Below are 12,268 nucleotides of genomic sequence, written 5' to 3'. Positions count from 1 at the left end.
CCTTTAATCCTTGAGGGCAGCTGATATTGTCGCGTCGGAAATAACCCGTTCGCGCAAGTTTTGCGACCAAGAGAGTATTTTCGATGTTCGGTTTCTTTTCCCGCAAATCCAAGAAAACGCCCGAGAAGTCGGCATCAGATTCTGGAAAGCAGTTGGAATTCGGCCTGCCGTTGCCGGTCGTCGTACTGCGTTCGAACGTCGAGGATCCTGATGAAGAGCCGTTTTTTCTCGTCTTCGCTGTCATGCAATTCGTCACAGCGATGGTTTCCAAAGGACTCTATCGTTATCCCGAAATCGACACCAAGGCGATGCAGGTCCTTCATGCCGACTCGTACTCTTCGGAGGTAAAGAACGGCGGCCATAGTCAATTCATCCACAATGCCGGGCAGGAAATCGGCGCCATGATTGCCAACGCACGAGCTGGACTCACTGCTTGTGGCGCAAAGGGCCAGCTTGCGACTTTGGAAAAGATGTCCAGCTGGATTGCAGACCATCCCAACGAAGCCGCCCAGCAGACGGGCTTCGAGGGCGGGCGGGATGATTTTCTCGATACACTTGATCATGCGTTCTACGTTGCGGATGAGGCCGCGCCCATGGAAAACCTTTTGGCGCGCTGGATCGCGTCATGGCCTGATCTGCAAGTTGTCGATAGTGACGATTACGACGACGTCATACACCGGCTGGTGATGGCCAATCCGAAGCGCGAAGGCAGGCTTCTTCATAAGTCCGTTGGCAACTTGGCAGGCCAGATGATCTTGAGCTGGCGCGATGTCGGGGCCGGCCTTGCCTGCGCCAAGATCGCGCCGCCCGAGATCAAAATTGCGTTCGGCATGGCAAGGATGCTGAACATAGAAGGAGAGAAACAGCTTCAGACCAGCGCGAAGAAGACCCGACTATGCAGTGCGACGGAGACACACGTCACGGTCTACGAGTACATCGCTCCAGAAGACTTGCTTGTCATACCGCCAGGCGAGAGCCCGCTAGCGGCTAACGCCCCGAAAGTTGGCGCCAAGCTTGGCATTGCTGAAGAGCCCGAGATCACAGCGGTCATTGAGCTGGCGGAACAATACCATGCTCCCGCCGCCGTCGACCTCCTGCTCCGCAAGGCAGGCTTCGACCCGACGGATGCCATCGTTTCTGCGAATTCGGTGGTGCAGAAGGAGGAAGGAGCAATCGTGAATTGGGTGGTGCTGGCATCAGGCCAAGTCTTCCTTTTCCAATCGTTGCGGAACGGCGGTGTGCTCTTGCGCGGCAAGGATGATGAAAGCCTCGCTGAGGCCGCTATGGCCGAGCTCAATGCCCACTTTGATCGCTCCGCTGCGGCGGGTTAGCGACAGCAAGCCTACTTTTTCTCCGTCAGGAAGAACATGCCATCGGCATGGCCGTTGGCACCGCATGACAGGGGCTCCGATCTGCCATCCTTGCCGGCGCCGCTCTGCTCGACGACAAGCGCATCGCCGTCGCGGCGAAAGGTGAAGACAAAACCGGTTGGGTTGTCGTTGTCGTCGGTGTCGACCAGTCGCAGAGTGTTGCGCTTCTCGACCGTGCCGTCGATCTCGCATGACCCACTTCCCGAGACTGGATTGGAAACGACATCTTCCGAGATCTCGACCTTGCCTCCGCCAACAGCCTTGATGTCGACGCTACCGCGCACGCTGCTCCATGTGCCGATGAAGCCGCCATCGGCCGGCTTACGGATGCCGCCCAGGAAGGTCGCGCGGTCATGCAGGAATTCGCCGAGATCGAATGTCTGCTGGTCCTTGGGCGTGTTCTCGTTGAAACCGGCGATCTGATCGCGATAGGCGATGAAATCGCTTTGGTCGTCCCGCAGCGCCTTCCCGGCATGAGCATCGAGCCTCTTTAGCAGCGCGGTATAATTCTTCGCGACGTCGGCATCGGCTTGCGCCAGGACCGGATCGGCGCAAATGGCCTTTTCCGCCAAGCTGGCGGCCTTGGCGCAGTCGAAGGATGGCTTGCCTTGCGCAACTGCGTGGTCGCTCGCTGCCACAAGTACGGTCAAAACGGCACCCACGGCTGACGATCGTATGGCAACAAGATACGTTTTGCCTGAATTTGGCGCCATGGCAGTCGGCCTTTTCGCCGCGCGTTCAGCCGGCGTTGGCCCGAATTCTGGCGGCAAAGCAGCCGACAGGCAAGCACGTCACGTTCCTGCCGGCTGCGGACGATGCGGCCTTGCCCAATGTTGCGTTGCGGCAGCGGAGCCTTTCCGGTATTGAGGCCGGACCTGAAACAGGGACCGCCCCCATCCCATGAGCCCCATCCGATGAGCCTTGTCGATTCGATCAAGAATGCCTTCGTTCCGATCCATCGCGAGGGCTATCCGTTCATTGCCGCCTTTGGTGCGGGCACGCTGTTCCTCGGCTATTTCTCCTCGGTGCTGTTCTGGATCGGCCTGATCCTGACCGCCTGGTGCGTCTATTTCTTCCGTGACCCCGATCGTCTCACCCCGGTCGATGACAGGCTGGTGGTCAGTCCCGCCGACGGCGTCATCTCGGCGGTCGGCCCGGCCGTGCCGCCGCGCGAGCTTGGCCTCGGCAACACCGAGATGACCCGCATCTCGGTGTTCATGAACGTCTTTTCCTGCCATGTGAACCGCGCTCCGGTGCGCGGCCGCATCACCAAAATCGAGCACCGGCCGGGCAAGTTCCTCAATGCCGAACTCGACAAGGCAAGCTCGGAGAACGAGCGCAACGGGCTGGTCATAGACAGTCCCAACGGCATCGTTGTCGCCGTGCAGATTGCCGGCCTAGTGGCGCGCCGCATCGTCTGCTGGGCCGAGACCGGCGGCTCCATTGCCGTCGGCGAACGCTTTGGCCTGATCCGCTTCGGCTCGCGCGTCGATGTCTTCCTGCCGTCGACCGCGGTGCCGCGCGTCGCCGTCGGCCAGACGGCGGTCGGCGGCGAAACCGTGCTCGCCGAATTCGGCGGCGTCGCCGCAACCCCGCTCGTCAGGATTTCGTAAGCGGTGGGCGCGCCGTTCAAAAAGTTCGAGGCCCATGGCAGCGGCGGCCCGCGCATCCGCGAAATTCCGATGCGCATGGTGCTGCCTAATCTGGTCACCGTGCTTGCCATCTGCGCCGGCCTGTCCGGCATCCGCTTCGGCTTCGAGGGCCGTTTCGAGCCGGCCGTGGTGATGGTGCTGCTCGCCGCCTTCCTGGACGGCATAGACGGGCGCCTGGCGCGCATGTTGAAGGCGACATCCAAATTCGGCGCGCAGATGGATTCGCTGGCCGACATCGTCAATTTCGGCGTCGCGCCGGCACTGGTGCTCTACGCCTTCCTGCTCGACCGCGCCGGCTCCTTCGGCTGGATCGCAGCTCTTCTGTTCACCATCGCCTGTGGCCTGCGGCTGGCGCGCTTCAACGTGCTCGACGAAGACCATGACCGGCCGATCTGGCAGGGCGAATACTTCGTCGGCGTGCCGGCGCCGGCCGGCGCCGTGCTGGTTATGCTGCCGCTCTATCTGTCCTTCCTGCGGCTCGGTCTCGAGCCGGACCGCCTGACGGCATTCGTCGCCACCGGCTTCACTGTGCTGGTCGCTTTCCTGCTGGTCAGCCGGCTGCCGGTCTATTCCGGCAAAAGCCTGAAAGTGCCGGGCGACAAGGTGCTGCCGATCATCCTGGCGGTCGTTCTCTACGTCCTGCTGTTGATGACCTATTCCTGGTACACGCTGACCGCCTCTGTCGCAGGCTATCTCATCTTCCTGCCTTTCAGCGTGCGGGCGTATTCGAAGCGCGCCAAGCGCGAGGGCGAAAAAGTGCCGCCGTCGGATATTGGGTAGTTGTTATCTCCCCCCTTGAGGGGGAGATGTCGCCGAAGGCGACAGAGGGGGGCGGTACGCCCTGGACGCGACCTCGTTTGAGCGAAGAGGACGTCGGCGCTTCACGCGAGGCGACCCCCTCTGGCCTGCCGGCCATCTCCCCCTCAAGGAGGGAGATACGCTAAGCCGCCAGGCCCAGCCCCAGCTTCTCGATCGCCAGGTTCCGCGTCGAGACATAATCCGTCTTACCGGAACCCAGCACCGGGATCTCCTCGACCTTGACGATGTCGTTGGGCACCATCAGTTCGGCCGCACCTGCCTTCTTGCCGAAGGCGCGCAGTTCTTCCGGATCGGCGTCGTCGGCGGTGGTGACCAGCACGATGCGCTCGCCGCGCCTCTTGTCCGGCACCGCCACCGCGGCGTGGCGCTCTTCCGGCCACAGCGACTGCACCAGCATCTCGACGGCGCCCAACGACACCATCTCGCCAGCGATCTTGGCGAAGCGTTTTGCCCGGCCGCGAATGGTGATGAAGCCTTCGCGGTCGACCGAGACGATGTCGCCGGTGTCGTGCCAGCCGTCCAGCGGCTGCAATTCGCCGGGCCGGTCAGCGGTCATGTAGCCCATCATCAAATTCGGCCCGTCGAGCCACAGGCGGCCGGCACCCTCGATACCCTCGACCGGTTCGAGCTTCATGCGCATCGCCGGCAACAGCCGTCCGACCGTGCCGTCGCGACCATGGATGGCGGTGTTGACGGCGACGACGGGAGCGGCCTCCGTCAGCCCGAACCCCTCGATGATCGAGGCATCGAAGCGCTCGCGATAAACGCGCCGCGTCTCCGGCTTCACCGCTTCCGCGCCGGCGACGACGAAGCGCAGGCTGGAGAAATCGCCATCCTTGGCGGTGCGGGCATAGTTGGCAAGGAAAGTGTCGGTGCCGAACATGATGGTCGGCTTCACCTTGCGGGCGATCTCCGGGATGATCTTGTAGTGCAGCGGTGACGGGTAGAGGAACAGTTTCACCCCGGTCACCAGCGGCAGGATGGTACCGCCGGTCAGGCCGAAAGAGTGAAAAACCGGCAGCACGTTGAGCAGGATGTCGGACGGCGAAATGGTAATGCGCGCCTCGGCCTGCATGGCGTTGGCGTGGAGATTGCGGTGCGACAGCACCACGGCCTTGGGCGTGCCTTCCGAGCCTGAGGTGAACAGGATTGCGGCGGGCTTGGCCGCATCCTGCCGCTGCAGCGGGAACCGCCACAGCACCGCTGCTGCGAGCTTTTCCAGCGTCGTGACGCTTGCGCGCACATCCTCCAGCCACAGCATTTTGGCGCCGCCGGCCTCGATCGCGGCGATGATGTCGGCAAGCGCCGCCTTCTCGACGAACGCGCGCGAGGAAACCACCGTTCGGATGACTGCCGCGCGCACCGCGGCGGTTACGCTGGCCGGCCCTGCCGTGTAGTTGATCATCGCCGCTACCCGGCCGGCCGAGAGCAGGCCGACGAAGGACAGCACCACGCCATTGGCGTTGGGCAGCAAAACCCCGACCGCTTCGCCGGGCGCCGCCACCGCCTCGAAACGGCGGCCGAGCACGCGCGCGCCGATGAACATTTTTCGATAGCTGAGCGAGCCGCTGATCACATCCTCGATGATCGGATGCGAGGCGCCGGTGCGATCCGCGGCATCGCGCATGGCCAGGAACAGGCCGCGATCGAGGTTGCTGCCATAAAGCCGCGCCTCGGCGATGCGGTCGAACAACGCATTGGTGTTGGAAGCCTGGTCGGGGTTGCGCGCCACCAGTTCGGCAATCGTCATTGGCTCCAGCACGCTGATCGAGAGTTTTGGGAACCAGTGGCGCGGCGCCCGGTTCTTTGGCGTCAAGGAAACCGGCAGGTCGCGCGCGCCGGTGACGAAGATCGGCACGATGCGGGCGTCGGCCTGCATGGCGATGCGGGTGACGGCGCGGAACAGGCGAAACGTCTTCACATCGGGCTCGACGTCATCGGGCAGATAGACGGCAAGCCGGCCTTTACCCTTCAGCACCCTGACCAGCCGCCGGCTGACGAAGAGATGCTCGGCGTTGAAGGCGATGGTGCGGCCAAGCTCGCGCCAAGGCTCCATCCAGGGCGAGCGCGCCGAGGCCTCGTCGAGAATGTGCAGCGTGTCGTCGGGCAGCAGCGACAGCATCAGCGCCGGCTCGAAGCGTGACTGGTGCGAGACCACATAGATCACCGGCGTCGGCGCGTTGCGGGCAATGCGGATGCGCCGGTCCTCGATCCGGTAGGCGAGCTTGAACGGCACATAGAGCAGCGCCTGGGTAAAGCGCAGGTCGAGACGAAACGTCTCGATCGCGCCAATCAGCAGCCAGGCCAGCACGAGGCCTGCAAGCAGCGCCAGTGTCAGGATCATGCCGCGTCTCTCCCAACGGTCCGGTATGCGGCTCTTCGTCCGCTTGGAGAGCAGAGGGTAGCGCAATGGGGGGCAAGGTCAATGTAGAGCCTCTTCCTTCTCCCCGTTCACGGGGAGAAGGTGCCCCGAAGGGCGGATGAGGGGCGGCGCTGCGCTTTCACGTTGGCTCAAGCCGCCTTGATCCGCCCGCTGATGAACCGGAACTCCTGGCTCTTGCCGCCATAGCCATAAGCTGCGGCCGGAACCTCGTGCACGAAGGCATAGCTTTCCTCGTGCACACCACCCAGCAACTTACCAAAGGCCTCAAAGATCGCCTTCAGATAAGCCTCCAGTTCCAGCTTGGTGTTGGTGCCGTCGACCACCTTGATGTCGAGCCAGAAGGTGTTGGCGCCATGCTCCGCCAGCGATTTGCCGCCGGCGAACCAATGCTGCGGGTCGACATAGGTGACGGCGACGGCGGTGATCGTCGGGTCCTTGCGCAGATGGGTTGCGGTCAGGCCGGTGATTTCCTTGGCGATTGTGGCGGACAGCTTGGCGTCGGGTTTGCCGGTGACGCTGATGTTGATGATGGGCATTTTTCTCTCCTTCGTTTGAGCGGCGTCTGTTTGCCGTTGGAGAGACAGTGCCACCGTCTTTAAATCAAAAAAATCGAATTGTTTCGAACAAAAGGTTCTGTATTATCGAAGTATGCAAGCTCTCGATCCCGATCTGCTCAAGACCTTCCTTGCCTTTGTCGATGGCGGCTCGCTGGCTCAGGCTGCGTCTGTTGTCGGCCGCTCGCCCTCGGCGGTGACCGCGCAGATGCAGCGTCTGGAGGAGATCGTCGGCGAACCGCTGCTGGTGGCGCAGGGGCGCGGGCGCGGGCTGACGCCGGCCGGCGAGGATCTTGTCGGTCATGCCCGCCGCATTCTTGCCGTGCACAGCGAGGCCTGGCTGGCGCTCAAGGGCGCGCGTGCCGCTGGTCGCGTCGCCATCGGCACGACACAGGATTTCGCCGATAGCGGCCTGCCGGAGCTGCTGCGCGCCTTCGCGACCAGCCATCCGCGCGTCAGGGTCGAACTCCGCGTTGGCCGTTCGGCCGAGCTTGGCGAGGCGCTGCAGGCCGGGCAGCTCGATCTGGCCGTTGTCATGCGCAAGACGCCGGCCAATGACGAAGTCGGGCTGTTCAGTGAGCCGATGCTGTGGCTGTGCTCGCAAAAAGGGCTTGCCGTGCGGGAAGAGGAATTGCCGCTGGCGCTGCTCGACCCCTATTGCGGCTTTCGCGAAGCAGCACTCGCGGCCCTCGATGCTGCCGGCCGCCGCTACCGCATTGCCGCCGGCAGCGCCAGCCTTGCCGGCTTGCGCACGGCGGTCAATGCCGGCATCGCGCTGACCTTGCGCACCGCCCGCTTTGCCCATTCAGGCATTGCCGAAGCACCGCGCGAATTCGCCCTGCCGCCGGTGCCGACAGCGCAATTCGCGATAAAACTCGGCCAGGGCGCCGAGCGGCCGGCGCGCGATCTTGCCATCCTGCTCAGCGACAACCTCGCCTTGCCCGGCTTTGCCGTCTGATGTCCAAAGAAAAAGCCGACCTTTACGGTCGGCTTTGAGGAGGACGGGTCGAGGGGTTTGGGGGGACTTGGGGGGTGACCCGTCGCACATAAAACTGCCTGATCCGCATGATGGTTCCATGACTTGGAAAATAATTATTGGGTTGCCGCGCTTTTTCTCGCGGCCAGCCAGTCGCGCCCCGCATGGGCGAAAACCGCGCACAGTACTATGGCGCCGCCGATCAGGCTGGCGGCCGGCGCGATCTCGCCGAGGAACAGGAAGGCGAACAGGATCGCAAACGGCACTTCGGCGGCACCGAGAAGGCCGGACTCGGGCGCAGGGATCAGCCGCGAGCCTTCCGTCCACAGGATCGACGCCGCCGCAAACGATCCTCCGAAGGCGACGAGCAGCACGGCGTCGCGAGCAGAAATCGCCAGGGGGTCGGTGACGAACCAGCCGAGCACGAACAGCAGAAGCGCCGAGACTGCGCCCGCCCACACCACCGGCGTGTCGCGGAAGGCGCGCACCATGATCATGTAGAGCGCGCTGCCGGCGGTCATCAGCAGCGCGAGCCCATCGCCAAACAGATGACCGCTGCCGAAGCCGGAGCCGACCATCATCGCCACGCCGCACAGCGAAACGGCGGCGGCGGCAAGCGTCTGCGCCCGGAACGGCTCGCGCACCAGCACGAAGGCGAGCAGCGCGGTGATGAAGGGCGCGGTGGCGTAGATGACCGCGACATTGGCGACATAGGTGAATTTGAACGCCGAGATGAAGGCGATGCTGGCCGCGGCGCCCTCGAGGGCCAGCAACCAGCCGCGCCAGCCAAGCCGCAAGCTTTCCCGCCCGCCGGAGCGGCGCCGGCGCCACAGCACATAGAAGGTGATCAGGATCGCGCCGACAAAGCCGCGCCAGCAAGTGATGGTCAGCGGGTCGGCGTGGATCGATTTGGTCAGCACGCCGGTGAGGGCGAAGAAAGCCGCCGAGGCCGCCACCAGCATGATGCCGAGCGTACGCTCGGCAGCGGTATCTGTGGTGCCTGGGCCGTCGAGCGCTTCCGTCATCTCAGCAGCCTATCCGTCTTCTCCTGCCACCATGCTGTCAGCACGGGGTACTCATAGCCGCTTGCGGAAATGCTCGTTGCCGATGATCAGCAGGCCGGCGCCGACGATCAACGCCGCCCCCAGAAACACCTCGCGACGCGGCACGTCGCCCCAGATCGCAAAGCCGAGCCCGAAGGCCCAGACCAATGAGGTGTATTCGAACGGCGCCACGATCGACACCGGCGCCCGCTTCATGCCTTCGAACAGCATAAATTGCGCCACGCCGCCGAGCGCGCCGACGCTGATCAAAAGCAGCAACTGGCGCCAGTCCGGCATCTGCCAGACCAACAGCGCCGGCACCGTGGAAAACACCAGGAAGTAGAAATTGTTGAGCACAAGCTGGATCAGCGTGCGCTCGGCCAGCGCCGTCTTGCGCAACAGCACCACGGCAATGCCCCACAGCACTGCCGCAGCCAGTACCAAGAGCATCGGCACGGACAAGCCGAGACGAGTGGGATCACAGGCGATGAAGACGCCGACGAAGCCGATGAACACCGCCAGCCAGCGCAACAGCGGCACCTTTTCGCCAAGCATCACCACCGACAGCACGGTGACGATGATCGGGGCGGCGTAATAGATGGTGGTGAGTTCGGCCAGCTGCAGGGAGCGGGCCGCGTTGTAGTAGCAGAGCCAGGCGCCGAGCGTGAAGGCGCTGCGCACCAGCATCGGCCGCACGATGGGCGAGCGCATTGTGTCGGCAAAGACGCGCGGTCCGCCGATTGCAGCACAGCCGATAAGCACAGCGATCGAGCGGAAGAACATGATCTGCCAGACGCTGATGCCGACGACCAGAAGCTTGATCGCTGCGTCCTGGGTCGAAAACAGGAAATAGGCGCAGCCGGTGAACAGGATGCCGGCAAGCACCCTTTCGCGGGTTTCCAGAATGGCAATATCGGCCATGCGGCGTGTCCGGCGCTGTCAAGAGGACGAAGAAGAAGCCTGCCCCAATCAGGCTCCCATTGCAGGCTATACGGGCGAAAGCCTGCGGGGCGCTACGCCAGTGGCAAGCTTGCGTTGGCGCAGCCTGGCCGACAGCGTGGGCACGCCGTTCACTGTGTTGCCTGGTAGAGCTCCGAAGCGGCCTCCTTCAGGGCGCGCCGGCCGCCCGGCCTGAGATACATCATGTGGCCGCCTTCGACGACGTCGAGACGGATGGGTTTTGCCCCGCCCAGCGTCGGGATTTGGCTCACCAGATAGCGTGAGGCCAGATAGGGAGTGACCAGATCGGTGTCGCCGTTGACGATCACCACGCCGAGCCCCGGGTTGAGCGAGCGCGCCCGCTGCAGATCGTCCATCACCCCGGCATAGCCTTGCCGCGAGCCGCCATAGTCCCAGGCGTGGGTCACATCGCCATTGAGCAACCTGTAGCTGACATCGGTGCGAAAATTCAGCTCGTCGCGCGCATAACCGACAAAGGCCGAGGTCAGCGCCGGCACGCTGCGGTCGAGCACCGGATCCGGGCCGGCGCTGCGGGCGCTCTCCGGGGCGATGTCGCTGGTGGCGATGGTGCCGTCATACGGGCTGAGCACTTTGCCACTGGCGCGCTGGAATTCGCGCGCGAACAGGCCGGTCGGGATGCGGGCGAAATTGCGCTGCACGAGGTCGAGCGGCAGGCCGGTGATCTCGGCCACGCGCTGGCTGGCCAGCCGCCCGCCCTGTTCCAGCCCGCCGGTCAGAGCCGTGAGGTAGTCGCCCAGCGCATACTTTTCGACCTCGGCGAGCTTTTCGCGCAGTGCTTCGCCGCTGAAGCCTTCGCTGCGCAGGCGCACCGCCGCCAGCGAGGGCAGTTCCAGCGCCCAATGCAGTGGCTGGAATTCGTCGGGCAGCACCAGCGTGAACTCCAGTGCAGGCGAGATCAGTACGATGCCGTTGGGGCTCAGGCCGACATCTTCCTGCAGGGTCCTGGCGAGAAGTGCCGCGCGGAACCCGCCATAGCTTTCGCCGGCGAGGAAGAGCGGCGATCCGGTGCGGCCGTTCTGGGCGAGATAGAGCCGGATGAAAGCGCCGATCGAACTGGCGTCCTGGCTGACGCCCCAAAAATCTTTCGTGTCCTGGCCGGGGGCCTCGCGGCTGTAGCCGGTGCCGACCGGATCGACGAAGACGAGGTCGGTCATGTCGAGCCAACTGTCGGGATTGTCGATCAGCTTTTGCGGCGGCGGCAGGAATTGGCCATCGGCGCCGGTCGCGACGACACGCGGGCCGAGTGCGCCGAGATGCAGATAGGCGGATGCCGCGCCCGGGCCGCCATTGAAGACGAAGGTGATGGGGCGAGCCTTCTCCGCGCCCGCCAGTGGCGGCAGCGTGTAGGCGACATAGAAGATTTCCGCGGTGACCTCGCCCTTGCCGGATAGCAGCGACAGCGTGCCGGCCTTAGCCTGATAGTCCAGCTTGCGCCCGGCAATGGTGATTGAATGGCTGGTCGTCTGCGGTGCCGGCAGCAGCGACAGCACGCCGCCGGCAGGGGCGGGGCGCTCGGGCGTTTCGCCGAGGACTGGCTGCGCGAAGGCTGCAAGCACCAACAGGGTAAGCGAGATCAGTTTCAGCTTGAACGGCATGATGCCTCCGCGGGAATGACTCTGGTTAGGTATGGCTCGGGCGGTCGAAGTCAAAGTAACTCTTCGCGAGCTAGCGTCCTTCACGCCCCCCTCTGTCCTGCCGGACATCTCCCCCACAGGGGTGGAGATTGGATGTCGCGACCGCCTTCGCTAATCGCCGGCGAAGAAAGCGCCATTGGCGTTGCTGCCGATCTCGCCCGTGTGGGGAGATGGCCGGCAGGCAGAGGGGGGCGCTGTCCCGCCGGCATTTCGGTGCTATCAAAGCGCGAAGAACTCGAAAGGACAGACCATGGACGCCACCGAACTCAAAGCCATGCAGGCGCCGCTCAAGGAGGCCTATCGCGGCGATGCTACGCAGGCGCTGATCACGCTTCGCGCCAAAGGCTCCATCGACGACCAGTCGATTGCCTGCAAGGTCGAGACGGGCAGGGCGCTGGCGGTCGCCGGCCTGCATCCGGCGACCGCCGGTTCCGGGCTCGAATTGTGTTCGGGCGATATGCTTTTGGAGGCGCTGGTGGCGTGCGCCGGCGTGACGCTGAAGGCAGTGGCGACGGCGCTGGAATTCAGGCTTGGCGCAGCCACCGTCGAGGCCGAAGGCGATCTCGACTTTCGCGGCACGCTGGGCGTGGCCAAGGACGCCCCCGTGGGCTTTCGCGCCATCCGGCTGAATTTCAACCTCGACACGGATGAGCCGCAGGATCGCATCGACGCGCTGATCAAGCTGACGGAACGCTATTGCGTGGTCTTCCAGACCATCAACAGCAAGCCGGAGCTGACGGTGAAGGCGCGCGCCTGATCTCCCCCCTTGAGGGGGAGATGTCGCCGAAGGCGACAGAGGGGGTCGGGCCGACTGGACGCCACGCCCTTTGTGCGGAAGGAGGTTGGCACTCTACGC

General features: G+C 64.1%; 11 protein-coding genes. 5 read left to right on the top strand and 6 right to left on the bottom strand.

From position 1 onward, the window contains the following. Positions 1 to 83: 83 nt before the first annotated feature. On the top strand, positions 84 to 1,331 hold the full coding sequence (locus NKJ77_RS09995) for a DMP19 family protein (protein WP_023831153.1): 1,248 nt from the start codon (positions 84 to 86) through the stop codon (positions 1,329 to 1,331). Between the two features lie 11 nt (positions 1,332 to 1,342). On the opposite strand, the gene NKJ77_RS09990 is transcribed toward NKJ77_RS09995, so the two are convergent. Next, entirely contained in the window at positions 1,343 to 2,020 is a 678-nt protein-coding gene (locus NKJ77_RS09990) for a lysozyme inhibitor LprI family protein (protein WP_352535072.1), read from the bottom strand. A 165-nt stretch (positions 2,021 to 2,185) separates the two neighbouring features. On the opposite strand from NKJ77_RS09990, the gene NKJ77_RS09985 reads away from it, so the two are divergent. Next, positions 2,186 to 2,983, top strand: coding sequence for a phosphatidylserine decarboxylase (locus NKJ77_RS09985; protein ID WP_348625633.1), 798 nt, complete (start codon positions 2,186 to 2,188; stop codon positions 2,981 to 2,983). Positions 2,984 to 2,986: 3 nt separating this feature from the next. After that, complete coding sequence (pssA, locus tag NKJ77_RS09980; protein WP_023831150.1) at positions 2,987 to 3,802, top strand: CDP-diacylglycerol--serine O-phosphatidyltransferase; 816 nt, start codon at positions 2,987 to 2,989, stop codon at positions 3,800 to 3,802. 160 nt (positions 3,803 to 3,962) lie between these two features. On the opposite strand, the gene NKJ77_RS09975 is transcribed toward pssA, so the two are convergent. Then, positions 3,963 to 6,185, bottom strand: a complete 2,223-nt coding sequence (locus tag NKJ77_RS09975) for an AMP-binding protein (protein WP_023831149.1) — start codon at positions 6,183 to 6,185, stop codon at positions 3,963 to 3,965. 167 nt (positions 6,186 to 6,352) lie between these two features. Further along, positions 6,353 to 6,760: a tautomerase family protein gene (locus NKJ77_RS09970; RefSeq protein WP_023831148.1), complete on the bottom strand. Its 408-nt coding sequence runs from the start codon at positions 6,758 to 6,760 to the stop codon at positions 6,353 to 6,355. 112 nt (positions 6,761 to 6,872) lie between these two features. On the opposite strand from NKJ77_RS09970, the gene NKJ77_RS09965 reads away from it, so the two are divergent. Beyond that, positions 6,873 to 7,736: a LysR substrate-binding domain-containing protein gene (locus NKJ77_RS09965; protein ID WP_023831147.1), complete on the top strand. Its 864-nt coding sequence runs from the start codon at positions 6,873 to 6,875 to the stop codon at positions 7,734 to 7,736. Between the two features lie 134 nt (positions 7,737 to 7,870). Here the strand turns inward: NKJ77_RS09965 and NKJ77_RS09960 are convergent, their stop codons facing one another. The 3 genes from NKJ77_RS09960 to NKJ77_RS09950 form a co-directional block, all read right to left on the bottom strand. After that, positions 7,871 to 8,779 (bottom strand): DMT family transporter, encoded by a 909-nt coding sequence (locus NKJ77_RS09960; protein ID WP_023689124.1) that lies wholly within the window; start codon positions 8,777 to 8,779, stop codon positions 7,871 to 7,873. 51 nt (positions 8,780 to 8,830) lie between these two features. Continuing rightward, on the bottom strand, positions 8,831 to 9,718 hold the full coding sequence (locus NKJ77_RS09955; protein WP_023831146.1) for a DMT family transporter: 888 nt from the start codon (positions 9,716 to 9,718) through the stop codon (positions 8,831 to 8,833). A 149-nt stretch (positions 9,719 to 9,867) separates the two neighbouring features. Then, positions 9,868 to 11,373 carry a S10 family peptidase gene (locus NKJ77_RS09950; protein WP_023831145.1) on the bottom strand — a complete coding sequence of 502 codons (1,506 nt, stop codon included), beginning with the start codon at positions 11,371 to 11,373 and terminating at the stop codon, positions 9,868 to 9,870. Positions 11,374 to 11,662: 289 nt separating this feature from the next. Here NKJ77_RS09950 and NKJ77_RS09945 point away from each other — a divergent pair, with 289 nt between their 5' ends. Beyond that, positions 11,663 to 12,169 carry an OsmC family protein gene (locus NKJ77_RS09945; RefSeq protein WP_352535068.1) on the top strand — a complete coding sequence of 169 codons (507 nt, stop codon included), beginning with the start codon at positions 11,663 to 11,665 and terminating at the stop codon, positions 12,167 to 12,169. The last annotated feature ends 99 nt before the right edge of the window (positions 12,170 to 12,268 follow it).

The sequence above is a fragment of the Mesorhizobium sp. M0052 genome, from assembly GCF_040323255.1.
Lineage (GTDB): Bacteria > Pseudomonadota > Alphaproteobacteria > Rhizobiales > Rhizobiaceae > Mesorhizobium.
This window is presented reverse-complemented; position numbering and strand designations above follow the sequence as displayed.

Excerpts from the sequence above, each read along its gene's own strand:
- NKJ77_RS09995 (WP_023831153.1), top strand. The coding sequence starts at position 84 with ATGTTCGGTTTCTTTTCCCGCAAATCCAAGAAAACGCCCGAGAAGTCG.
- NKJ77_RS09985 (WP_348625633.1), top strand. The coding sequence starts at position 2,186 with ATGCGGCCTTGCCCAATGTTGCGTTGCGGCAGCGGAGCCTTTCCGGTA.
- NKJ77_RS09975 (WP_023831149.1), bottom strand. The coding sequence starts at position 6,185 with ATGATCCTGACACTGGCGCTGCTTGCAGGCCTCGTGCTGGCCTGGCTG.
- NKJ77_RS09970 (WP_023831148.1), bottom strand. The coding sequence starts at position 6,760 with ATGCCCATCATCAACATCAGCGTCACCGGCAAACCCGACGCCAAGCTG.
- NKJ77_RS09965 (WP_023831147.1), top strand. The coding sequence starts at position 6,873 with ATGCAAGCTCTCGATCCCGATCTGCTCAAGACCTTCCTTGCCTTTGTC.
- NKJ77_RS09960 (WP_023689124.1), bottom strand. The coding sequence starts at position 8,779 with ATGACGGAAGCGCTCGACGGCCCAGGCACCACAGATACCGCTGCCGAG.
- NKJ77_RS09955 (WP_023831146.1), bottom strand. The coding sequence starts at position 9,718 with ATGGCCGATATTGCCATTCTGGAAACCCGCGAAAGGGTGCTTGCCGGC.
- NKJ77_RS09950 (WP_023831145.1), bottom strand. The coding sequence starts at position 11,373 with ATGCCGTTCAAGCTGAAACTGATCTCGCTTACCCTGTTGGTGCTTGCA.
- NKJ77_RS09945 (WP_352535068.1), top strand. The coding sequence starts at position 11,663 with ATGGACGCCACCGAACTCAAAGCCATGCAGGCGCCGCTCAAGGAGGCC.